Annotated in this window: 18 protein-coding genes; 10 read left to right on the top strand and 8 right to left on the bottom strand. The window is 61.4% G+C overall.

The genetic code is table 11. From position 1 onward, the window contains the following. The first annotated feature begins 205 nt into the window (after positions 1-205). A complete protein-coding gene (pap, locus tag ACIOUG_RS16600; RefSeq protein ID WP_401067027.1) occupies positions 206-1,720 on the top strand; it encodes a polyphosphate:AMP phosphotransferase in 1,515 nt (504 codons plus the stop codon). Between the two features lie 103 nt (positions 1,721-1,823). After that, on the top strand, positions 1,824-3,008 hold the full coding sequence (locus tag ACIOUG_RS16595) for a thiolase family protein (protein ID WP_401067025.1): 1,185 nt from the start codon (positions 1,824-1,826) through the stop codon (positions 3,006-3,008). Positions 3,009-3,139: 131 nt separating this feature from the next. Here the strand turns inward: ACIOUG_RS16595 and ACIOUG_RS16590 are convergent, their stop codons facing one another. Next, complete coding sequence (locus ACIOUG_RS16590) at positions 3,140-3,328, bottom strand: DUF6316 family protein (RefSeq protein ID WP_401067023.1); 189 nt, start codon at positions 3,326-3,328, stop codon at positions 3,140-3,142. A gap of 210 nt (positions 3,329-3,538) precedes the next feature. Here ACIOUG_RS16590 and ACIOUG_RS16585 point away from each other — a divergent pair, with 210 nt between their 5' ends. Next, positions 3,539-4,492: a DMT family transporter gene (locus ACIOUG_RS16585; RefSeq protein ID WP_401067021.1), complete on the top strand. Its 954-nt coding sequence runs from the start codon at positions 3,539-3,541 to the stop codon at positions 4,490-4,492. A gap of 86 nt (positions 4,493-4,578) precedes the next feature. Here ACIOUG_RS16585 and ACIOUG_RS16580 read toward each other — a convergent pair whose 3' ends face one another. Further along, a complete protein-coding gene (locus ACIOUG_RS16580) occupies positions 4,579-5,973 on the bottom strand; it encodes a class II fumarate hydratase (protein ID WP_401067019.1) in 1,395 nt (464 codons plus the stop codon). A 194-nt stretch (positions 5,974-6,167) separates the two neighbouring features. On the opposite strand from ACIOUG_RS16580, the gene ACIOUG_RS16575 reads away from it, so the two are divergent. From ACIOUG_RS16575 to ACIOUG_RS16555, 5 genes are all read left to right on the top strand, one after another. Continuing rightward, positions 6,168-6,686 carry a DUF2059 domain-containing protein gene (locus ACIOUG_RS16575; protein ID WP_003226938.1) on the top strand — a complete coding sequence of 173 codons (519 nt, stop codon included), beginning with the start codon at positions 6,168-6,170 and terminating at the stop codon, positions 6,684-6,686. A gap of 12 nt (positions 6,687-6,698) precedes the next feature. Then, positions 6,699-6,998: a BolA family protein gene (locus ACIOUG_RS16570; protein ID WP_401067017.1), complete on the top strand. Its 300-nt coding sequence runs from the start codon at positions 6,699-6,701 to the stop codon at positions 6,996-6,998. A gap of 169 nt (positions 6,999-7,167) precedes the next feature. Beyond that, complete coding sequence (locus ACIOUG_RS16565) at positions 7,168-8,109, top strand: rhodanese-related sulfurtransferase (RefSeq protein WP_401067015.1); 942 nt, start codon at positions 7,168-7,170, stop codon at positions 8,107-8,109. Positions 8,110-8,144: 35 nt separating this feature from the next. Then, positions 8,145-8,747, top strand: coding sequence for a DsbA family protein (locus ACIOUG_RS16560; RefSeq protein WP_177325630.1), 603 nt, complete (start codon positions 8,145-8,147; stop codon positions 8,745-8,747). Then, on the top strand, positions 8,740-10,557 hold the full coding sequence (locus ACIOUG_RS16555; protein WP_401067013.1) for an ABC transporter ATP-binding protein: 1,818 nt from the start codon (positions 8,740-8,742) through the stop codon (positions 10,555-10,557). The genes ACIOUG_RS16560 and ACIOUG_RS16555 overlap by 8 nt, the downstream gene beginning before the upstream one ends. Here the strand turns inward: ACIOUG_RS16555 and ACIOUG_RS16550 are convergent, their stop codons facing one another. Continuing rightward, a complete protein-coding gene (locus tag ACIOUG_RS16550) occupies positions 10,558-15,183 on the bottom strand; it encodes a hypothetical protein (protein WP_401067011.1) in 4,626 nt (1,541 codons plus the stop codon). A 175-nt stretch (positions 15,184-15,358) separates the two neighbouring features. Between ACIOUG_RS16550 and ACIOUG_RS16545 the strand changes: the two genes are divergently transcribed. Both ACIOUG_RS16545 and ACIOUG_RS16540 read left to right on the top strand, forming a co-directional pair. Beyond that, the gene (locus ACIOUG_RS16545; RefSeq protein ID WP_401067009.1) at positions 15,359-17,818 is read left to right on the top strand and encodes an EAL domain-containing protein; all 2,460 of its coding nucleotides are present in this window, start codon (positions 15,359-15,361) and stop codon (positions 17,816-17,818) included. A gap of 79 nt (positions 17,819-17,897) precedes the next feature. Further along, the gene (locus ACIOUG_RS16540) at positions 17,898-18,659 is read left to right on the top strand and encodes a TenA family transcriptional regulator (RefSeq protein WP_401067007.1); all 762 of its coding nucleotides are present in this window, start codon (positions 17,898-17,900) and stop codon (positions 18,657-18,659) included. A 138-nt stretch (positions 18,660-18,797) separates the two neighbouring features. On the opposite strand, the gene ACIOUG_RS16535 is transcribed toward ACIOUG_RS16540, so the two are convergent. The 5 genes from ACIOUG_RS16535 to ACIOUG_RS16515 form a co-directional block, all read right to left on the bottom strand. Further along, positions 18,798-19,724, bottom strand: coding sequence for a GGDEF domain-containing protein (locus ACIOUG_RS16535; RefSeq protein WP_108592506.1), 927 nt, complete (start codon positions 19,722-19,724; stop codon positions 18,798-18,800). Between the two features lie 362 nt (positions 19,725-20,086). Continuing rightward, entirely contained in the window at positions 20,087-20,827 is a 741-nt protein-coding gene (locus ACIOUG_RS16530) for a YciK family oxidoreductase (RefSeq protein WP_003226924.1), read from the bottom strand. Positions 20,828-20,995: 168 nt separating this feature from the next. Continuing rightward, the gene (gene mupP / locus ACIOUG_RS16525) at positions 20,996-21,667 is read right to left on the bottom strand and encodes an N-acetylmuramic acid 6-phosphate phosphatase MupP (RefSeq protein ID WP_401067005.1); all 672 of its coding nucleotides are present in this window, start codon (positions 21,665-21,667) and stop codon (positions 20,996-20,998) included. 4 nt (positions 21,668-21,671) lie between these two features. After that, complete coding sequence (gene ubiG, locus ACIOUG_RS16520) at positions 21,672-22,370, bottom strand: bifunctional 2-polyprenyl-6-hydroxyphenol methylase/3-demethylubiquinol 3-O-methyltransferase UbiG (protein WP_123587476.1); 699 nt, start codon at positions 22,368-22,370, stop codon at positions 21,672-21,674. A gap of 58 nt (positions 22,371-22,428) precedes the next feature. Beyond that, positions 22,429-23,739 carry a TRZ/ATZ family hydrolase gene (locus ACIOUG_RS16515; protein WP_401067048.1) on the bottom strand — a complete coding sequence of 437 codons (1,311 nt, stop codon included), beginning with the start codon at positions 23,737-23,739 and terminating at the stop codon, positions 22,429-22,431. Positions 23,740-23,819 lie beyond the last annotated feature (80 nt).

Raw genomic sequence — 23,819 nt, 5'->3', positions numbered from 1 at the left:
TTTATCCCCGATCGGATGCGTAGCATTCGCAATCCCGCTACCAGCATGCACCTGGCGTTGAATGATTTTTGGGGCCGCTGCGCTGCCCATCGGGGATAAATCCCCTCACCACAGAGTTTTTCTTGAAGCCAAGAGGAGTGGAATTTCTCTGCTGCGCCCATGCCCAATCCGCTAGTCTTGCTGAATCCTGGAAGGAGCCGTTCCCATGTTTGAATCCGCCGAAATCGGCCATGCCATCGACAAAGAGACTTACGACGCCGCTGTGCCCGCACTGCGTGAAGCACTGCTCGAGGCGCAGTTCGAGTTGCAGCAGCAGAAGCGTTTCCCGGTGATCATTTTGATCAACGGCATCGAAGGCGCGGGCAAGGGCGAGACTGTCAAGTTGCTCAACGAGTGGATGGACCCGCGCCTGATCGAGGTGCGCACCTTTGATCAGCAGACCGACGAAGAACTGGCGCGGCCACCGGCATGGCGCTACTGGCGGATGCTCCCGGCCAAGGGGCGGATGGGAGTGTTCTTCGGCAACTGGTACAGCCAGATGCTTCAGGGCCGTGTGCATGGGCTGTTCAAGGACCCACGTCTGGATCAGGCAATCAACGCCGCCGAGCGTCTGGAAAAAATGCTCTGCGATGAAGGCGCGCTGATCTTCAAGTTCTGGTTTCACCTGTCGAAGAAACAGATGAAGGCTCGCCTCAAGGCATTGGCCGACGATCCTCTGCACAGCTGGCGCATCAGCCCGCTGGACTGGCAGCAATCGCAGACCTACGACAAGTTCGTCAAATACGGCGAGCGCGTGTTGCGCCGTACCAGTCGCGACTATGCACCGTGGCACATCATCGAAGGGATGGACGCCAATTACCGCAGCCTCGCGGTCGGCAAGATTCTGCTGGAAGGTCTGCAGAACGCCCTCAAGCGTCCGCAAGTAGAGACCGCCGAGGTCAATGCCGCCCCGTTGGGCACGGCGGTCGATCAGCTCAATCTGCTCGACAGCCTCGACCTCAATCAGCGCCTGGAAAAGAAAGACTACGAAGAACAACTGATCACCGAGCAGGCGCGGCTGTCCGGGCTGATGCGCGATAAACGCATGCGCCGCCACGCCTTGGTGGCGGTGTTCGAAGGCAACGATGCGGCGGGCAAGGGCGGCGCGATTCGGCGGGTCGCGGCGGCGCTCGATCCGCGTCAGTACAGCATCGTGCCGATTGCCGCCCCGACCGAAGAAGAGCGGGCGCAGCCGTATCTGTGGCGCTTCTGGCGACACCTGCCGGCGCGGGGCAAATTCACCGTGTTTGATCGTTCCTGGTACGGCCGGGTGCTGGTCGAGCGGATCGAGGGCTTTTGCAGCCCGGCCGACTGGCTGCGCGCCTACAGCGAGATCAATGACTTCGAGGAGCAGATCGCCGACGCCGGGGTCATCGTCGTCAAGTTCTGGCTGGCGATCGACAAGGACACGCAGATGGAGCGCTTCCAGGCCCGCGAGCAGATTCCGTTCAAGCGCTTCAAGATCACCGAGGACGACTGGCGCAACCGCGACAAGTGGGACGCCTACCGCGCCGCCGTGGGCGATATGGTCGACCGCACCAGCACCGAGATTTCGCCGTGGACGCTGGTCGAGGCCAATGACAAGCGCTGGGCCCGGGTCAAGGTGCTGCGCACGATCAACCGTGCCCTCGAAGAAGCGTTCGCGAAGTCCGATAAACGCGCGAAAAAACACAAGGACTGAGCCGATGGACACGCATACGCGGGGTGAATGATTGTCGCGGTCGGCGGCGGGCTGGACTTATCCTCGGTTCACTCTCCTGCGACAACAACAATTGAGGTATGCCATGCGTGAAGTGGTGATCGTCGACAGCGTGCGGACCGGCCTGGCCAAGTCCTTTCGCGGCAAGTTCAACCAGACCCGCCCCGACGACATGGCGGCCCATTGCGTCAATGCGCTGCTGTCGCGCAACGACATCGACCCGGCCAGCGTTGAGGACTGCATTGTCGGCGCCGGCTCCAACGAGGGTGCGCAGGGTTACAACATCGGCCGCAACGTGGCGGTGCTGTCGCGTCTGGGCACTGGTGTTGCCGGCATGACCCTCAACCGTTTCTGTTCTTCGGGTTTGCAGGCGATTGCGATTGCCGCCAACCAGATCGCTTCCGGTTGCAGCGACATCATTGTCGCTGGCGGCGTCGAGTCGATCAGCCTGACCCTGAAAAGCGTCAACACCGACCACCTGATCAACCCGTTGCTCAAGCAGCAGGTGCCGGGCATTTACTACACCATGGGCCAGACCGCCGAAGTGGTCGCGCGCCGTTATGGCGTCAGCCGCGAGGCGCAGGATCGTTACGCGCTGCAAAGCCAGTTGCGCACCGCTCAGGCGCAGGCGGCCGGGCTGTTCAATGACGAAATTGTGCCGATGGCGGTCAAGTACCGGGTCGAGGACAAAAACAGCGGTGAGGTGCAGATCCTCGACGGCATTGTCGATCGCGACGACTGCAACCGCCCGGATACCACCTATGAAAGCCTCGCCGGACTGAAACCGGTGTTTGCCGAAGACGGCTCGGTCACCGCCGGCAACTCGTCGCAGCTGTCCGACGGCGCGTCGATGACCCTGGTGATGAGCCTGGAAAAAGCCCTGCAACTGGGGCTCAAGCCCAAGGCGTTTTTCCGTGGTTTCACCGTCGCGGGTTGCGAGCCGGACGAAATGGGCATCGGCCCGGTGTTCTCGGTGCCGAAACTGCTCAAGGCCAAGGGCCTGCAAGTGTCGGACATTGATCTGTGGGAGCTGAACGAGGCGTTTGCTTCGCAATGCCTGTATGCCCGCGATCGCCTGGAAATCGATAACGACCAGTACAACGTCAACGGCGGCTCGATTTCCATCGGCCATCCGTTCGGCATGACCGGGTCGCGGCAGGTCGGGCATCTGGTGCGCGAGTTGCAGCGGCGTAATCTGCGTTACGGCATTGTGACCATGTGCGTGGGGGGCGGGATGGGGGCGACGGGGTTGTTTGAGGCGGTGCGTTGACGGGCGACACAACCCTTGTGGCGAGGGAGCTTGCTCCCGCTGGGCTGCGGAGCAGACCTGGAATTTCCCGGTAAAGTCTGGAGCGAGGGCCGCTTCGCGCCCCAGCGGGAGCAAGCTCCCTCGCCACAGATTTACGCTGTCAGCGCCTGCATCCGCGCGATATACGCCTGAATTTCCTGCTCTGCCTTCTCTGGGGAATCGAACGGCCCCTCGAGGGTGTTCTCCCGCGTGCAGAAAAACAGTTCACCATTGACCCGACACATCCGCTCGCTGCGAAAGTGCGTGGCGGGGGCGCTGTCCTGGGCGCGCATTCCGTACATGATCGAGGCTCCTTGAGTGATCCGTTGCAGGGATCCAATCAGCTTATGCCTGAAGCACTTGGCGCGCTTCGTCAGCCGATCAACGGCAAAGCGTCAATTTAATGCTGCGACCTGCACAGTTTCATTAGCGGCCTGGCCCGAACTGTCCCTGTGTTGCCGCTGACGGCGGGCCTAGAATGACGGCTCTTGTCAGCAGGCATTGGGGTTCGCATGCACATTTCATCCGGTCGCTGGGTCTACGGTCTGTTCCTGGCGCTGCTGACGGCGTTTTTGTGGGGCATCCTGCCGATCAAGCTCAAGCAGGTGCTGCTGGTGATGGATCCGATCACCGTGACCTGGTTTCGCCTGCTGGTGTCTGGCGGTTGTCTGTTCCTTTATCTGGTCTCGGTCAGGCGCTTGCCCAGTCGCAAGGTGCTGGGGCCAAAGGGCGGCTGGCTGGTGTTGATGGCTGTGCTCGGGCTGGTGGGCAACTACGTCTTGTACCTGATGGGCCTCAACCTGCTCAGCCCCGGCACCGCACAATTGGTGGTGCAGATGGGCCCGATCATGTTGCTGATCGCCAGCCTGTTTGTATTCAAGGAGCGCTTCAGCATCGGTCAGGGCATTGGCCTGGCGGTGCTGTTGATCGGTTTTGTGCTGTTCTTCAATCAACGGCTGGCTGAACTGCTCACCTCATTGTCGGACTACACCGCCGGGGTGTTGCTGGTGCTGTTGGCCTCGACGGTCTGGACCTTCTATGCGCTGGGCCAGAAGCAATTGCTCACGGTGTGGAATTCGTTGCAGGTGATGATGGTGATCTACCTGTTCTGCGCGCTGTTGCTGACGCCGTGGGTGCATCCATTGAAAGCGCTGGAACTGAGCCCGGTGCAGGGCTGGCTGCTGCTGGCGTGCTGCATGAATACCCTGATTGCCTATGGCGCCTTTGCCGAGGCGCTGGCGCACTGGGAGGCGTCACGGGTCAGTGCGACCCTGGCGATCACGCCGTTGGTGACCTTTGGTGCGGTGGCGATTGCTGCCGGGGTCTGGCCCGACTATGTGCATGCCGAGCAGATCAATGGGCTGGGTTATGGCGGGGCGGTGCTGGTGGTGCTGGGGTCGGCGCTGGTGGCGTTGGGGCCGTCGTTGATTGCCGGGTTGAAGGCGCGGCGGATGCGGGTGGCCTGAAAAGCAAAAGATCGCAGCCTGCGGCAGCTCCTACAGGGGAACGCATTCCAATGTAGGAGCTGCCGCAGGCTGCGATCTTTTTGCTGTTAACCCTTGGCGCCAGCCTCGATCATGTTCTCCGGGCGCACCCAGGCATCGAACTCTTCACTGGTCAGATAGCCCAGCTGCAGCGCCGCCTCGCGCAAGGTCAGGCCTTCGCTGTAAGCCTTCTTGGCGATTTCCGCTGACTTGTCGTAGCCGATGTGCGGGTTCAGCGCGGTCACCAGCATCAGCCCGCGTTCCAGGTGCTGGGCCATGACCTTGGCATCCGGTTCCAGACCGGCGATGCAGTGCTGCTGGAAGTTGCTGCAGCCGTCGGCGAGCAGACGGATCGATTGCAGCAGATTGTGGATGATCACCGGTTTGTACACGTTCAGTTGCAGGTGACCCTGACTCGCCGCGATGCCGATGGTGACATCGTTGCCCAATACCTGGCAGGCCAGCATCGACAGCGCTTCGCACTGAGTCGGATTGACCTTGCCGGGCATGATCGAGCTGCCCGGTTCGTTGGCCGGCAGCTTGACTTCGGCAAACCCTGCGCGAGGGCCGGAGCCGAGCAGGCGCAGGTCGTTGGCGATTTTCATCAGGGCCACGGCGAGGGTCTTCAGGGCACCGGACAGGCTGGTCAGCGGCTCATGCCCGGCCAGCGCGGCAAACTTGTTCGGCGCGGTGACGAAAGGCAAACCGGACAGCGCGGCGAGTTCTGCCGCAATCGCTTCGCCAAAACCGTGCGGCGAATTCAGACCGGTGCCGACCGCGGTGCCGCCCTGCGCCAGCTCACACACCGCCGGCAGCGCGGCGCGGATCGCCCGTTCGGCATAATCCAGTTGCGCTATGAAGCCCGACAACTCCTGACCGAAGGTGATCGGCGTCGCGTCCATCATGTGCGTGCGGCCGGTCTTCACCAGTTTCATGTGGCGTGCCGACAGTTCGGCCAGACCACCAGACAACTCGGCGATCGCCGGCAGCAGTTGCTCCTGCACCGCCTTGGCGGTGGCGATGCTCATGGCGGTGGGGAAACAGTCGTTGGAGCTTTGCGAGCGGTTGACGTGATCGTTGGGGTGCACCGGCGATTTGCCGCCGCGCGGGTTGCCGGCCAGTTCATTGGCGCGGCCGGCGATCACTTCGTTGACGTTCATGTTGCTCTGGGTACCGCTGCCGGTCTGCCAGACCACCAGCGGAAACTGGTCGTCGTGCTGGCCGTCGAGGACTTCGTCGGCGGCCTGTTCGATCAAACGGGCGATGTCGGCGGGCAGGTCGCCGTTGCGATCGTTGACCCGGGCGGCGGCTTTCTTGATCAGGGTCAGGGCGTGCAGTACCGGCAGCGGCATGCGTTCCTGACCAATGGCGAAGTTGATCAGCGAGCGTTGCGTCTGAGCACCCCAGTAGGCGTCGTCCGGGACCTCGATCTGGCCCAGGCTGTCGGTTTCGATACGGCTCATCGTGCACACTCCTGTTGGTCTGTTTGCGCAGTTTAGGCCCGGTCAGGCCCAGGTGGTTCCCTCGAACCGATTGTTGACCGGTAAAACCCGGCCAATCAAGCACGGCAAGGGCCGGGGGGTTGAGCCACGAGGTTTTTTAGGCGCAGAATGGTCGCCCTTGGGGTTTTACCTCGCTAGCTAGAAAAGGAAACTCGATGACTCGTCTTCGTGCCATCTGTACCGCGGTTGCACTGGTTTGCGCCAGCGGCCAGGTGCTTGCCGATACCGCCAGCCACAACGCCAGTGCCGAAGCTTTCCTGACCCTGGCGCACGCTGACAAACTGGGCACTCCGGTGTACATGCAAGTGCAGCAAATGTTCGCTCAGCGTTTTGAACAGACCAAAGCCCCGGAATCCAAGAAAGCCGTACTGGAAACCTACCAGGCCAAGGCCAACGCCGCCCTGGACCAGGCCATCGGCTGGAACAAGCTCAAGCCTGACATGGTCAAGCTGTACACCAGCAACTTCAGCGAATCCGAGTTGAAAGATCTGGTCGCGTTCTACCAGTCGCCACTGGGCAAGAAAGTCCTGGAAAAAATGCCGCAGCTGACCCAGCAATCGGCCCAGATGACCCAGGCCAAGCTGGAAAGCGCCGTGCCGGTGGTCAACAAGCTGCTCGACGACATGACCAACGAGCTGGCACCGAAAGGCGCTGCGCCGGCCAAGAAGAAGTAAGCGGAGTTCGTGATGACCATGCAACAACGCATCGAATCGACGCTGGGCCTGCTGCAGCCTGAGCATCTGCAAGTGCTGGACGAAAGCCACATGCACAGTCGCGGGTTACAGACCCACTTCAAGGCGGTGGTGGTCAGCGCGCAGTTCGAGGGCCTGAACCGGGTCAAGCGTCACCAGAAAGTCTACGGCACGCTCGGCGAGCTGATGGGCGAGTTCCATGCGTTGGCGCTGCACACCTACACCCCGCAGGAATGGGCAGAAGTCGGCGCCGCCCCGGCGTCGCCGACCTGTGCCGGCGGTAGCAGACATTAAGATCAAAAGATCGCAGCCTGCGGCAGCTCCTACATTGGATTGAGTTCCCTGTAGGAGCTGCCGCAGGCTGCGATCTTTTTTGCTAGAATCCGCAACGCGCCGCTCAGCCGGCGCGTTTTTTTTGAATCCGGTTCACCCTTTGCGAGGGTAGCCACCTGGAGAAATACCCATGACACAACCGATTGTCGTGGCGGCACTGTATAAGTTCGTCACCCTCGAAGATTACGTCAACCTGCGCGAGCCACTGCTGCAAGCGATGGTCGACAACGGTATCAAAGGCACCCTGCTGATCGCCGAAGAAGGCATCAACGGCACGGTGTCCGGCAGCCGCGAAGGCATCGATGGCCTGCTCGCCTGGCTGAAGAACGACCCGCGCATGATCGACATCGACCACAAAGAGTCGTACTGCGACGAGCAGCCGTTCTACCGCACCAAGGTCAAACTGAAGAAAGAGATCGTCACCCTTGGCGTCGAAGGCGTGGACCCGAACAAAAAGGTCGGCACCTACGTCGAGCCGCAGGACTGGAACGCGCTGATCAGCGACCCGGAAGTGCTGCTGATCGACACCCGCAACGACTACGAAGTGTCGATCGGCACCTTCGAAGGTGCCATCGATCCGAAAACCACCAGTTTTCGCGAATTCCCTGATTACATCAAAGAACACTTCGACCCGGCCGTGCACAAGAAGGTCGCGATGTTCTGCACCGGCGGCATTCGCTGCGAGAAAGCCTCCAGCTACATGTTGGGCGAGGGTTTCGAAGAGGTTTACCACCTCAAGGGCGGCATCCTGAAGTACCTCGAAGAAGTGCCGCAGGAAGAAACCAAGTGGCAGGGCGACTGCTTCGTGTTCGACAACCGGGTGACCGTGCGTCACGACCTCAGCGAAGGCGACTACGATCAATGTCATGCCTGCCGTACACCGGTCAGCGTTGAAGATCGTGCTTCCGAGCATTACGTCGCCGGTATCAGCTGCCCGCATTGCTGGGACACGCTGAGCGAGAAAACCCGGCGCAGCGCCATTGATCGGCAGAAGCAGATCGAACTGGCCAAGGCACGCAACCTGCCGCACCCGATCGGCTACAACTATAAACAAGCATCCACCGAGGCCTGATCATGACTGCGCGCCTGCTCTATGTGATGGATCCGATGTGTTCCTGGTGCTGGGGGTTCGCCCCGGTCGCCAAGGCACTGGTCGAGCAGGCGCAGGCAGCCGGGGTCGAGTTGCATCTGGTGGTTGGCGGCTTGCGCACCGGCAGCGGTGCGGCGCTGGAACCGACCACGCGGCGCTACATCCTTGAGCACTGGCAGGCGGTCACCGAGGCCACCGGCCAGCCGTTCAAGTTCGATGGCGCGTTGCCCGACGGTTTCGTCTACGACACCGAGCCGGCCTGTCGGGCGATTGTCACTGCCCGTAGCCTGGCGCCGGATTGTGCCTGGACGCTGGTCGGTCTGATCCAGCAGGCGTTTTACGCGCAAGGCCGCGATGTCACTCAGGCCAGCGTGTTGGTCGAGCTGGCCGAGCAGGCTGGGGTGCCGCGTATCGAGTTTGCCGCGTTGTTCGATCATGCCGATCAGCACAAAGCGACCCAGGCCGATTTCAGTTGGGTGCAGGATCTGGGCATCGCCGGGTTCCCGACCCTGCTCGCCGAGCGCAACGGCCAACTGGCGCTGCTGACCAACGGCTATCAACCGCTCAGCGAACTCTCGCCATTGCTCGGGCGCTGGCTGGAGCGCGCAGCCTGTGCCTGACCGGGCCGATGACACGCCAGCCGTAAAGCGTGTCGACCGGCTGAGCTGGGCAGAAGTCCGGCGTCTGGCGCTTCATCACAAAAAATCCCTGTGGATCGCCAACGGCGTGGCCGTGCTGGCGACGCTGTGCAGTGTGCCGATTCCGTTGCTGTTGCCGTTGCTGGTGGACGAAGTCCTGCTCGGCCACGGCGACGCCGCGCTGAAAGTCATGAACCACGTGTTGCCGTCGATGTGGCAGCAGGCGGCGGGCTATATCGGCCTGATGCTGGTGGTCACCCTGACCCTGCGCTGCAGCGCCCTGTGTTTTGGCGTGTTGCAGGCGCGGCTGTTCGCCCGGCTGGCGAAAGACATCGTCTACCGCATCCGTGTGCGCCTGATCGAACGCCTGAAAAGGATTTCCCTCGGCGAATACGAAAGCCTCGGCAGCGGCACTGTGACCACGCACCTGGTCACTGACCTCGACACCCTCGACAAGTTTGTCGGCGAAACCCTCAGCCGTTTTCTGGTGGCGATGCTGACGCTGGTCGGCACCGCGAGCATCCTGATGTGGATGCACTGGAAGCTGGCGCTGCTGATCCTGCTGTTCAACCCGCTGGTGATTTACGCCACGGTGCAACTGGGCAAACGGGTCAAGCACCTGAAGAAACTCGAGAACGACAGCACCTCGCGCTTCACTCAGGCTTTGAGCGAAATCCTCGATGCGATCCAGGAAGTGCGCGCCGGCAACCGTCAGGGGTTCTTCCTCGGGCGCCTCGGTCTGCGCGCACAGGAAGTGCGCAACTACGCGGTCAACTCACAGTGGAAAACCGACGCTTCGAACCGAGCCAGCGGTCTGTTGTTTCAGTTCGGTATCGACATCTTCCGCGCGGCGGCGATGCTCACCGTGCTGTTTTCCGACCTGTCGATCGGGCAGATGCTCGCGGTGTTCAGTTACCTGTGGTTCATGATCGGCCCGGTCGAACAACTGCTCAATCTGCAATACGCCTACTACGCGGCGGGCGGGGCGCTGGCACGGATCAACGAACTGCTGGCGCGGGCTGACGAGCCGCAGTATCCCGGTGGTGTCGATCCGTTCAAGGGCCGGGAAACCGTGGGCATCGAGGTGCAGGGGCTGAGCTTCGGTTACGGCGATGAACTGGTGGTGGACCAGATGAACCTGTCCATCGCCCCCGGTGAAAAAGTCGCGATTGTCGGCGCCAGCGGCGGCGGCAAAAGCACCCTGGTGCAACTGTTGCTGGGGCTGTACACGCCGTTGTCCGGGGCCATCCGTTTCGGCGGTTCGACCCAACAGGAAATCGGCCTGGAGTTGATTCGCGAGAATGTCGCGGTGGTGCTGCAACACCCGGCGCTGTTCAACGACAGCGTGCGCGCCAACCTGACCATGGGCCGTGATCGCAGCGACGAAGCCTGCTGGCAGGCGCTGGAAATCGCCCAATTGGAAGCGACGATCCGCGCCTTGCCCGATGGCCTGGACAGCATCGTCGGACGTTCCGGCGTACGCCTCTCCGGTGGTCAGCGCCAGCGTCTGGCGATTGCGCGGATGATCCTCGCCGAACCGAAAGTGGTGATTCTCGACGAGGCTACTTCGGCCCTCGACGCCGCCACCGAATACAACCTGCATCAGGCCATGGCGCGCTTCCTCAGCGGCCGCACCACGCTGATCATTGCCCATCGTCTGTCGGCAGTGAAACAGGCCGACCGCGTGCTGGTGTTCGATGGCGGGCAGGTGGCCGAGGATGGCGACCACCAGCAGCTGATCGCCGATGGCGGTCTCTACGCCAAGCTCTACGGCCACCTGCAGCGGCTGTAATCAGCCCCAGAGCACCTGTAACGCGGCATCCCCGCCGTCATGGCCGAATTGCTTCATGACCACCGAACAGGATTCGCACGGGCGCATGGTTGTGGCGATGTCGACCGAGCGGATTTCGCTCAGGTCGGGGTATTTATCGCGCAACACGCTGATCAATTTGCTTTCACTGTCCAGCGAAGTCGGGCGGCTGGTCTGCCTCGGCTGGTAGGTTTGCAACTCCTTGATGGTCAGCGGCACAGCCAGCAATTGGCCGTGTTCCGTCACCTCCAGCGAGGTGCGCGGGAAAGCCGGATTGTAGTCGATGTTGATGTAGGTGGTCTGGCCGATTCGCACGTGATTGGCCCCCATGTGTCGAAACAATGGCAGGCGCTGGGTGCTGCCCTGAGCCCCGGAGACACTGACGTAGATGTCCCGATGGCCATTGGTGGTGATGACTTCGGCATAGGCAATGTTGCGTGCGTTGAACGGGCGTTCGTGCACCGGCAGCAGCCTCTGCAACTTCTGCATGGCGCCGTCGATGCGCAGCGCGGCATTGTTGCTGGCCGGGTTGATCGTCGGTGACAGGAAGAGGGTGTCGAATATCTCTGCGGTCTTCTGCCGAAAGGCTTCCGGTGCCTCTTTGCTGCGTGCCCAGGTGGTCGCTCCCTCGGACAGGCGAGTGACGATCATCCGGGTCGAATGATCGTACATCAGCGCCTCGCCCGGGCTGGTGTCGACCTTCAGCCATGTCATGTTGGCCGGCGGATTGGCGGTGCCACCGATGGGGATCGCGATCTGCTCCATGGTGCGCATCGCGCGCTGTACTGCTTCCACGCCATGCAGGCGCACCATGTTGTTGGCCTGCAGCGAGCCGGTGTAGACCCTCACCAGTTCAGAACCGAGTGTGCCATCGGTCAGCTGTTGCTCTGTGAGACGCTTGAAGGTCAATTGATCGGGCGCTTTTTCGCCCTTGGTGATGCTCGCCAGGTAGTACTCCTGGCGATTGATCCGGAAGAACACGTAGTCGGCAGAGTCGTCGATGGCCGGCACCAGTATTGCGCCCACCTGATGCGAATCATTGATCCCCTCATACGTGCCGCCAGTCTTGATCCGGGCAAAAATCCCTTTGCGAAACTGCAACGTGGCCTGGATCTGCTGCCTCGGCGCGAGCCTGCCGCCCTTCAACCCAAGGCGCGTGAGGTCGCCGCTGAACAGTGTCGGTTGGTTGTCGATGATCTGATAAAGCTTGGCATCGACCGCCAGAAACGTGCCTTGTTGGCGCGGCAGGCCGACAGGCTCCGAGATCCGCTCGCCGAACCATGCCGCGTAACCTTTTTCCTTGTCGATCGTGCCGAGCGGCGGCACCGGTGCCGGCTCGCCGCTGACATAACTGACGCGGCAATCGCCTGCGGCACCCGGCGCACGACGGATCCGGCAGGGCAGCGCGGTCCAATGCGCACTTTCGTCGAGCAGATCGACCCGGCGCAGTTCATCGCCGTCGAGTCGGTAAGGCACATCGTCTATCAGCAGTGTGATGCGCCCGTCGGCTTCAGGCAGATGCTCTATTCGGGTGTTTTGCGGGAGTTCGATGACGATCTGTTCAGCACTTTTGCGGGTGACACGGTAATGCGAGCGACCCAGCGACAGGTCGTGGTCCTGCACGGTCAGTCGGGGGCCGTAGGGCTGGCCAGAGAACGGATCCAGCACGTGATGCCGCGCACCGTCGAGCGCCACGTTGCGCACCGGCACATCATCAATGCCTTTGACCAGCGCCAACTGATCGGCCTGACTCAGCGGTTTCCAGTGTCCCGCCTCGAGCGTCTGCGGCAGCCCCTGCAAAAGATCATACTGGCCGCTTTTGCCGGCGAGCCTTTTCAGGCGGGACACGGCGAGACGTTCCACATGTGCGACGGCTCGCACCGCGCCGTGGGTGCCGCGCAACGTGAGCTTGAGCAGGGCGGGGGCGGCGTCCAGCGGATTGAGGTTGCGCAGGCTGGAAACCAGCAGGGTTTTGCTCAGTTGCGCCATGCTCGGCAGCGCCGCACGAATCGCCAGTTTGCCGGCCGCGACGGCCAGGCGAACGCTGCCGGCGACGAATTTGCCCAGGGGAATCGCGAACGAGACGATGTCGAGCAGCAGGCCGACCGCCCCCAGCAGACGTGTGCCAGGACTGTCCGATTGCAGATCTTCAAGGCTGCCCCAGAACGGAATGAACGCTTTGAGTGCGTGGATCCAGTGCCCCTTTCGGCTTTCTCGCTCGAAACGGGTTTCTCCCCATGCTTCTCGGCGCAGAGCATGCTCATCGAGGTAGAGCAGTCGGCTGGCGATGAAACGACTGATCTGTCCGGTCCGTGCCGAGGTGAAGGTCAGGTTGGTCCAGCCATCATGATGCGCGGGAGGGATGGCGGAAGCCTGCAGGGTGTCGCCCAGCGGTTCGAGGATAGCCGTGCATTTGCTACTGTTTTTGGGGATCGCGCCGTCCTTGTGCGCATTGCGATCGAATGGCAACGGGCGTGCGACGATGCGGGTGATGCTTTGGCCTTTGGTTCTGCCGCGTTTCGGTGGCAGGGGCGGCACGCGTAAACCGCCGATATGCCACGGCGTCAGGTCCGCACGCTGGCGGATGATGCCGGCGCGAGGCAGGCATTCGTAGAAATGTGACACTTGCTGATAAGTCGCCTGCAGCACGAAGCCCATGCGCATGCGCAGCGGCAGGTGAATCTCGGCGGTTTCGAGGTCGGCATGGAGATGCCGGGTCTCGTGCCTGAGGCTGAGAATCCGTACTTCGCCGTGCTCCAGGGCGCAGCGGTCGGCCGAGGGCAGGGTGACCAGCAGGCTTTTGATCAGGTATTCATAAGCGCTTCGGGTATCGCTCAGGTACTGGTCGAACTGCTCGTCGAAGGCTTTTTTGACATCAGGCAATTTGCGCTTGTGTGGAAATCGCGACAGCGGTTGTCCCGGACCTTTGCTGGCGACGAAACCACTGTCGAGTGTGCGCTCGGCGCTCAGGCTGATCCATTCCTGGGCGGTCTTGCCGTCGTCGCTGACATACCACTTCATGTCGGGCTCGAGCCCGCCGCTGGCATAGACTTCCAGCAGTGGCCAGACCGGCTGCTTGACGTCCGGGGTGTCGATAATGCTGCGGCGCACGCGCTGGGCGTTTTGATGATGGTGACGCTTGAGCTGAATGTTGCTGTGGTCGTACAGGTCGTTGGCCAGCGCGCGTTCGAGCATTTGCTGCGCCAGCGGCAGGCGTTGCGGCGGTGCGACATCCAGTTGCAGGATCGCCGCGTTCATCTGTTGCCGGTGATCCTCCAGCGCTTGCAGGGCAAGGGTCGCGGTGGGTGCTTCGTCCGTAGGTGCCAGGGCGCCGGTGGCCAGGGCCCAGGTCTGCGCAGCCGGCACCCGTGAGACGGCGATCAGGGCTTGCAGGTCGTGGCTGGCGTGTGCGCTTTTCTTCAGCGCCAGGCCGACCAATTGTTCGAAGCTCAGTACGTGCAGCAGCTCTGGATCGAGGGCATGGGCAAGGTGTACGCCATGCACGAAATTGACCCAGACCGCCGAGCTGGCATAAGGCAACTCGTCAGGAATGTCGCGCACCTGAAACTCCAGCGGAAAACGCGTCAGGCAAAGCCACCCCAGCAGATGCTGTTCGGTTTCTGTTGAAGTGCGCTGCGAGGTCTCGAGATGGATCAGAAAGTCACGGCGGATGGCTGCGTAGCTTTTCCCGTATTGCTCACGATGAAGCGGGGCGAAACCGGCGACTTGAGTTGAGCCGCGCTCATCGGCTACGTCGTACCACAGGCACAGCGCTTCGAGCAGCAAGCGCGCGCCGATGTCGGGGACGGTCTGCTCATCGGCTCGGGCGCCGTACCACTGCAGTTTTTGCAGCAGGCGCTGGCCCAGATCCCGGGCGGGGGCGCTGTCGAGCAGGCGCTCCAGGCAAGTGGCAGGCTGCCTGGCAATCTGCATGCGCGTCAGCGCGGGGGTTGCCGCATCGGCGAGGCAGTCGAGGGCCGACAGGGTTTTACCGCTGAGCCAGTCGCCGATTACAGCGTGGATCGCCGCTTTGTCTTGCGGGCTCATCAGTAGCGCCAGTGCCGGGGTCTGGCGCAGATTGAGGCGGTGGCTGGCGCGCTGTTCTTCGACGGCGTCGATCAGTCGGGTCAGCGCCAGGGCATCCACGGTGTCCGGCCAGGTGAACCCTGTCTCACGTAACAGCTGCGACAGCGGCAGCAGCCTGTCGGAACGCAGGTGTGCGCCTATACTCAGCAACGCTTGGTGGAAGCGGCGAATCGCCGTGGATGCCTTGGCCATGTCCTTGAGGGTGTGGCTGGCAACGCTTTGATCGCGACGAGTGAAGGTAAAGCTGCATTGGTCGGCCACGGCGTTGACTTGCAGCAGTGTGCCTCTGGATGCTTGCAGATGCGCGGTCAAGGCGGGCTCGCCGCTGTCTGCGAACAGTGCCTGCAGCAGGTTTTGCGCCTGAGCGTGTGTCGCACCCAGGCGTGAGTCGGCCTGGGGCGCGAGGTAATAAGTCTCCAGTGAGGTCGAAGCGCTGAGCACGGCGCGCAGGGCGGCGGTCATTGCGCGGTATTCGGCCTGTTGGGCAGTATGGCGTTGCAGCGCGGAGGCAGGTGACGGCATGGAAAACGGCTCTGGAATGATTGAAAGCCGTCAGTGTCGAAGTATCGCGACCCCTCGGTGCGGTACCTATGTATCGCCGCTTGAAAGTGTTCCGGCTTGCCGGAAGGGGGATCGCCCCCTAGTCTGGCTCTAGCGGTCTCCTCTTGATGATGGCAGTGCGTGTGCAAAGGACCTCATGAAGCAAAAAAGGACTCTCGGAACGCCACGGTTGTTGGGCATCGTCTGGCCATTTATTGCCGTCGTGTTATTTCAGGCGTTATTGGGGGGCGTGAGTCTTTACGTCCTGTCGGCCGTTCGCGGTTACGTCGCGGGTGAAAGTCTCTGGTCCAAGGGCCAGAAGGACGCCATCTATTACTTGAATCTCTACGCCGACAGCCGCGACGAGGCGATCTTTCTCAAGTACAAGGAAGCGATTGCGGTGCCGCAGGGCGGTCATCAGTTGCGCCTGGCGCTCGATCGTCAGCCACCTGACCTGGAGGCAGCGCGGGAAGGGATTCTCAAGGGCGGCAACCATCCCGACGACGTCTCGAGCCTGATCTGGCTGTACCTCAATTTCCGCCATTTCAGTTATCTGGAAACCGCGATTGATCGCTGGACGATTGGCGACGGTTATCTGGTGCAACTGGACAATGTTGCCCGCGAGATGCATCAGCGCATCAGCGAGAACAACGCGACGCCGGCCGACATCCTGCGCTGGAAAGCACAGATCTTTGCCATCAATGACGGTGTGACGCCGGCGGCCAAGGCGTTCAGCGATGCCTTGGGCGAAGGCTCGCGGATGATCCTGCGCCTGCTGCTGTTCACTAACCTGGCCACGGCGCTGGGGCTGATCGTGCTGGCCCTGTTGCGCACCCACAAACTGCTCAAGCAGCGCCATGCCTTTGCCCAGGCGCTGCAACTGGAGAAGGATCGGGCGCACATCACTTTGCAGTCGATCGGTGACGGAGTGATCACCACCGATGTCAACGGTGCCATCGACTACATGAACCCGGCTGCCGAAGCCATGACGCACTGGAAGTCCGAGCACGCGGCGGGGCTGCCGCTGGCCGCGCTGTTCAATCTGCTGGATGACAACGCGCAGGCCGAAGGGCCGACGCTGATCGAGCATATTCTCAGCGGGCAACTGGTCGGTGGCAGTGAGCATTCCAAGCTGATTCAGCGCCTTGACGGCAGCACGGTCTCGGTGACGCTGGTGGGTGCGCCGATCCGCAATGCCGAGAAGGTCAGTGGCACGGTGCTGGTGCTGCATGACATGACTCAGGAGCGGCAGTACATCGCCAACCTGTCGTGGCAGGCGACCCACGATGCCCTGACGGGCCTGGCCAACCGCCGCGAATTCGAATACCGCCTGGAGCAGGCCCTGCACAATCTGACGCGCCAGCCCGGCCGACATGCGCTGATGTTCCTTGATCTGGACCAGTTCAAACTGGTCAACGACACCTGCGGTCATGCCGCCGGCGATGAGTTGCTGCGGCACATCTGCACCCTGTTGCAATCGGGCTTGCGCGAGAGCGACACGCTGGCGCGGCTGGGCGGCGACGAGTTCGGCATTCTGCTGGAGAATTGCGCCCCGGATGCCGCCGAGAAAATCGCCGAGAGCCTGCGCCAGACCGTGCAGAACCTGCACTTCGTGTGGAAGGGGCGGCCGTTCCTGACCACCGTGAGTATCGGTCTGGTGCACATCGCCCAGACCCCGACCACCCTCGAAACTTCATTGCGCGCGGCTGACATGGCTTGCTACATGGCCAAGGAAAAGGGCCGCAACCGGGTGCAGGTCTACCACGCTGACGATTCCGAACTGTCCTTGCGCTTCGGTGAAATGGCCTGGGTCCAGCGGCTGCACATGGCGCTGGAAGAAAACCGCTTCTGCCTCTACGCCCAGGAAATCGCTCCGCTGGGCTCTACAGCCAATGGCGGGGGGCACATCGAAATCCTCTTGCGTCTGCATGACGAGGCCGGGCGGATGATCTTGCCGGACAGTTTCATTCCGGCGGCCGAGCGTTATGGCCTGATGAGTCAGCTGGACCGTTGGGTGGTCGAGAATGTTTTTAAAGTCATTGCCCAATGTATTGCCGAACAACATGAAGGTCCGTTGGCAATGTGTGCGATTAATCTTTCAGGCATTACTATCGGAGATGACGCGTTCTTGCACTTTCTGCGTGAACAGTTTGTTAGTTACGCGATACCGCCTGAAATGATTTGTTTTGAAATTACTGAAACCAGTGCTATTGCCAATCTCGGTAGTGCAATTCGATTTATTAATGAACTCAAAGGCTTAGGTTGTTACTTCTCACTCGATGATTTTTGTGCCGGAATGTCTTCATTCGCTTATCTGAAACATTTGCCTGTAGACTTCCTGAAGATCGACGGGAGTTTCGTAAAGGATATGCTGGACGACCCGATTAACCGCGCTATGGTCGAGGTGATCAATCACATCGGGCATGTCATGGGTAAGCAGACAATTGCCGAGTTTGTTGAAACAACCCAGATCGAGCAGGCATTGCTTGAAATCGGGGTGGATTACGCTCAGGGTTATGTTATCGAACGCCCGCAGTTGTTTACCTGCGACAGTTTGCAAAGTCGGCCCGCCAGACCGCAGCCGTTGTTGTTCAAGGCGCCTGGCACGTTCCGTTGAAAGCTCTTGCCGATCCTTACAATCACAAATCAAAAGGAGCCGAACAGTGATCGACACATTCAACCGAACCGGACCACTCATGGAAGCTGCAAGTTATCCTGCATGGGCGCAACAGCTCATTGTGGATTGCAGCGAGAGCAAGCGCCGGGTTGTCGAACATGAACTGTACCTGCGCATGCGCGATAACAAGCTCAGCGCCAAAACCATGCGCCAGTACCTGATCGGGGGCTGGCCAGTCGTTGAGCAGTTTGCGTTGTATATGGCGCAGAACCTGACCAAGACCAAGTTCGCCCGCCATCCTGGGGAGGACATGGCGCGCCGCTGGTTGATGCGCAACATTCGCGTCGAACTCAACCATGCCGACTATTGGCTGAACTGGAGTCGCGCGCATGGCGTCAGCCTTGAGGATCTGCAGGCCCAGCAAGTGCCGCCGGAACTGCATGCCCTGAGTCACTGGTGCTGGCATACGAGTTCGGCGGATTCGCTGATCGTCGCCATTGCCGCCACCAACTACGCCATCGAGGGGGCGACCGGGGAGTGGTCGGCCCTGGTCTGCTCTACCGGGGTCTACGCCGCAGCGTTCCCGGAAGAAGATCGCAAGCGCGCGATGAAGTGGCTGAAGATGCATGCCCAGTACGACGACGCCCACCCATGGGAAGCGCTGGAAATCATCTGCACCCTGGCAGGCATGAACCCGAGCAAGGCGTTGCAGACCGAACTGCGTCAGGCGGTGTGCAAAAGCTACGACTATATGTACCTGTTCCTTGAGCGCTGCATGCAACTGGAAACCGCCGAGCGGGCGCTGCATGGACGTGAGCGTCGGGCGCTCGTAGAGAGCTGATTCCCGGCAATACGCCAAACCCAATGTGGGAGCGGGCTTGCTCGCGAAAGCGCTGTATCAGTCAGCAATTGTTTGACTGGCACACCGCTTTCGCGAGCAAGCCCGCTCCCACAGTGGTTTTTGGGTGTCTGGAAGAACTCAGCCCGCCATCGCCAGCCGGTTACGCCCCTCGCGCTTGGCCACATACAGCGCACTGTCGGCCCGGCGCAGCAGACTGTCGGCCGATTCCCCCGGCAACAGCGTCGAGCAGCCAAGGCTCACGGTCAGGTCAATCAACTGGCCGTCCGCGAAATATTCCGCAGCCTGCGCGGCATGGCGCAGACGTTCGCCGACCATGGCCGCCGCTTCCCGGCCGGTGTTCGACAGCAGGATCAGAAACTCTTCCCCGCCATAACGAAACACCATGTCGACGTTACGCAGCTGGCCCTTGATCGACGCCGCCACCGCCTTGAGTACGTCATCCCCGGCGCTGTGGCCATGGCTGTCGTTGACCCGTTTGAAATGGTCGATGTCGAGCATCAGCACCGACAACGGTTGCAGGTGTCGACGTGACATGTCGATTTCGCGTTGCAGGGTCTGCTCCATGGCGATCCGGTTGCCGGTCCCGGTCAACGGATCGCGCAGGGCACTTTGCGTCGCGGCACGGTAGAGCAAGGCGTTGCGCATCGGGAACAGTAGCGACGACAGCAGCGATTCGAGGTTGCCCTGGTCTTGCTCGCTGAAGCGCTGATTGCGACGGAAGACCAGTTCGCCGAGGTGTTCGCCTTCGTGGCTGAGGCTGTAGCTGACCGAATGGTGACCGCGGGCGCCGAACTCCAGGCGCAGGTCGCTGCCCGAATGCACGTAGCTCAAGGCGTCCAGCGGCACCAGGCGCTGAACTTCGCGGAAAAACAGACCGAGGATTCGTTGCGGCTCAAGACTGGTTTGCAGTTGCAGGCTCATTTGCTGACGCAATTGCGCCAGGCTGGCCGGGCGTTCCAGAAGCGGAGGCAGCTGACCAAAGCCCAGGCGTTGCAATTTGGCACTGTCAAAGTCAATTGCATTGGTCTGGGAGGGTGATTTCATATGGCGTGAGCCCCTAAGCAGTAAGTCTGTCTTACAGGCTGGGTGAGAGCGGCTATGGGCTGCGCGTCATACTGATCCATCAGTCCCGTAGGACATTTGGCGTAAGTTTAGTCTGCCTGATGACGATTAGTCAGCTATCGAAATCGGCCTTGCCCCAGTGCCTTCACACGGCATGCTTTGAGGAAAATTAGAGCGAAAGTCGTGCCATTCGGTTCATCTAAATTAAAACCGTTATGAATCAAAAGGATGGCGGTTTTCTTTGAAGGCGGGTGGCGGATATTTGACTGGAATGTGACGCTCTGACGCGGCAAATGCATGCCGCGACGGGAATCCGCCGCGGCAACAAAAGCGACGTATGGCAGTTATTGCGCGTTGAACGCCTGACCGTTGATGCCCGTGCTGTCCGGGCCCATCAGGTACAGGTACACCGGCATGATCTCTTCCGGAGTCGGATTGTTCAGCGGGTTTTCTCCTGGGTAAGCCTGGGCACGCATGCTGGTGCGGGTACCGCCCGGGTTGATGCTGTTGGAGCGTACCGGCGCGACGCCGTCGACTTCGTCGGCCAGCGTCTGCATCAGACCTTCGGTGGCGAACTTCGACACACCGTAGGCGCCCCAGTAAGCGCGACCCTTGCGCCCGACGCTGCTGGAGGTGAACACCACCGAAGCGTCCTGCGACAGCTTGAGCAACGGCAGCAGGGTGCTGGTCAGCATGAACATCGCGTTGACGTTGACCTGCATGACGCGCATGAAGTTTTCCCCGGACAGTTGCTCGATCGGCGTACGCGGCCCGATGATCGAGGCGTTGTGCAGCAGGCCGTCGAGGTGGCCGAACTCGGTTTCGATCATCGCCGCGAGCTCATCGTACTGATGGGGCAGGGCGGTCTCGAGGTTGAACGGGATCACCGCCGGTTGCGGATGGCCGGCGGCTTCGATCTCGTCGTAGACCTGAGTCAGATTGGCTTCGGTCTTGCCCAGCAGCAGCACGGTGGCGCCGTGGGCGGCGTAGGTTTTCGCGGCAGCCGCACCGATGCCACGACCGGCACCGGTGACCAGAATGACCCGATCCTTGAGCAATTCGGGACGGGCGGTGTAATCAAACATAAAAACCTCACAATCCATTCATGAACACCTGCTTCCCTGTGGTGAGGGGATTTATCCCCGACCGGCTGCGAAGCAGTCGTGAAACCTGCATATCGGATCGACCTGAAAGATTGCGGGGGCTGCTTCGCAACCCATCGGGGATGAATCCCCTCGCCACAAAGGCCGCTTTCAGCAGCTGCACAGCGCGCTGTCGAGCACCTTGCGCAATTCCAGCGGGTGATCCACCACCACATCCGCGCCCCAGTGTCGCGGGTTGTCGTCCGGGTGGATGTAGCCATAGGTCACGGCGCAGGTCTTGGTGCCGGCATCGCGACCCGACTCGATATCGCGCAGATCATCGCCCACAAACAACACCGTCGACGGATCCAGATCAAGCATCTTGCACGCGAGGACCAGCGGCTCCGGATCCGGTTTGCTGTTTTTCACGTGATCCGGGCAGATCAACAGCGCCGAGCGCTCGGCCAGCCCCAGTTGCTGCATGATCGGCTCGGCAAACCGCAGCGGTTTGTTGGTGACCACGCCCCAGATCAGGTTGGCCCGCTCGATGTCGGCCAGCAGCTCGCCCATGCCATCGAACAGCTTGCTGTGCACCGCGCATCCAGCCAGATAACGCTCGAGGAATTCCTGACGCAGTTCCTCGAAGCCCGGCGACTCCGGGTCCATCGAGAACGTCACCGCGACCATCGCTTTGGCGCCGCCGGAGATTTCGTCGCGGATGTGCTTGTCGTTCATCGGCGGCAAGCCGCGATCCGCGCGCATCGCCTGACAGATGGCGATGAAGTCCGGCGCGGTGTCGAGCAGGGTGCCGTCCATGTCGAAAAGGACTGCTCTGATGGCCATCGGCTTACTCCTCGCGCAGGGTCTGGATCATGTAGTTGACGTCAACGTCGTTGGCCAGCTTGTAGTGCTTGGTCAGCGGGTTGTAGGTCAGACCGATGATGTCCTTGACGGTCAGGCCGGCGATGCGGCTCCAGGCGCCCAGCTCGGACGGGCGAATGAATTTCTTGAAATCGTGGGTGCCGCGCGGCAGCAGCTTCATGATGTATTCGGCGCCGATGATGGCGAACAGATACGCTTTCGGGTTGCGGTTGATGGTCGAGAAGAACACCTGGCCGCCCGGCTTGACCATGCGGTAGCAGGCGCGGATCACCGACGACGGGTCCGGTACGTGCTCGAGCATTTCCAGGCAGGTCACGACGTCGAACTGCTCGGGCATTTCTTCGGCCAGGGCTTCGGCGGTGATCTGCCGGTATTCGACGCTGACGCCGGACTCGAGCTGATGCAGTTGCGCGACCGCCAGTGGCGCTTCGCCCATGTCGATGCCCGTTACCGTGGCGCCGCGCTGGGCCATGGCTTCGCTGAGGATGCCGCCGCCGCAACCGACGTCGAGGACTTTCTTGCCGGCCAGATTGACCCGCTCGTCAATCCAGTTGACGCGCAACGGGTTGATGTCGTGCAGCGGTTTGAATTCGCTTTCACGATCCCACCAGCGATGGGCCAGGGCTTCGAATTTGGCGATTTCGGCGTGGTCGACGTTGCTCATGATCTATTCCTCGAAAAACTTGAAAAAGGCTGTAGCCGCAGAGTCTGCTCCGCGGTGTTTACGATTCGGTGTGGCCGCTGATGCGCTGGCCCCAGGCCCGGGCGGTGGCGCCCAGCTGTTGTTCGTCCAGGCGCGTCAGGCGCCGGTCGTCGAGTAACTGTTTGCCTGCGACCCACAGATGTTTCACGCAGTCGCGGCCGGTGGCATAGATAAGCTGCGACACCGGGTCATAGACCGGTTGCTGGGCCAGGCCGGACAGGTCGAAAGCGACGATGTCTGCAGTCTTGCCGATCTCCAGCGAGCCGACCTGCGCCTCGATGCCCAAGGCTCGTGCGCCGTTGAGCGTGGCCATGCGCAGCGCGCGATGGGCGTCCAGCGCGGTGGCCGAGCCGGCGACGGCTTTGGCCAGCAGCGCGGCAGTGCGGGTTTCGCCGAGCAGGTCGAGGTCGTTGTTGCTGGCGGCGCCATCGGTGCCGACGGCGACGTTCACGCCAGCCTGCCACAGACGCTCTACGGGGCAAAAACCGCTGGCCAGCTTCAGGTTCGATTCCGGACAGTGGATCACGCTGGTGTTGCTTTCTACCAGCAATGCCAGATCGTCATCGCTGATCTGCGTCATGTGCACGGCCTGGAAGCGCGGGCCAAGCAGGCCGAGGCGACCGAGCCGGGCCAATGGCCGCTCGCCGCGATGCTCCAGCGCTTGCTGGACTTCGAAGGCGGTTTCGTGGACGTGCATGTGGATCGACGCGTCCAGCTCTTCGGCGATCACGCGGATTTTTTCCAGGTTCTCGTCGCCCACGGTGTAGGGTGCATGTGGGCCGAAGGTGATCTTGATCCGTTCGTGATGCTTCAGATCGCCGAACAGCTCGACGCCCTGACGAATGGCCTCATCGGCGCTGCTGGCGCCGGGGATCGGGAAATCGAGGATCGGAATCGCGATCTGTGCGCGAATGCCGCTGTTGTGTACGCGCTCGCTGGCGACTTTCGGGAAGAAGTACATGTCCGAGAAGCAGGTGATGCCACCCTTGATTTGCTCGGCAATCGCCAGATCGGTGCCATCACGGACGAAATCTTCATCGACCCATTTGGCTTCGGCCGGCCAGATGTGGTTTTCCAGCCAGGTCATCAGCGGCAGATCGTCGGCCAGGCCACGGAACAATGTCATCGCCGCGTGGCCGTGGGCGTTGATCAGGCCCGGGCTGAGCAGCACGTCCGGCAATTCGCGGACTTCAGTGGCGTTACACTTCAATGCTTCGGCGCGCGGGCCGATAAACACGATGCGACCGTCGCGAATGCCCAGGCCATGCTCCTTGAGCACAACGCCTGCAGGTTCGACGGGTACACCCCCCGGGCGGGGCCAAAAAAACAGGGTTGGGCACCACCCCCCCCCCCCCAAAATTAAAAAAACGCCGGCTATATATACGCCCCCCCCCAGACAGGAGGGGGGTC

The organism is Pseudomonas sp. NPDC087803 (assembly GCF_044742995.1).
In the GTDB taxonomy this organism is placed as follows: Bacteria; Pseudomonadota; Gammaproteobacteria; order Pseudomonadales; family Pseudomonadaceae; genus Aquipseudomonas.
This window is presented reverse-complemented; position numbering and strand designations above follow the sequence as displayed.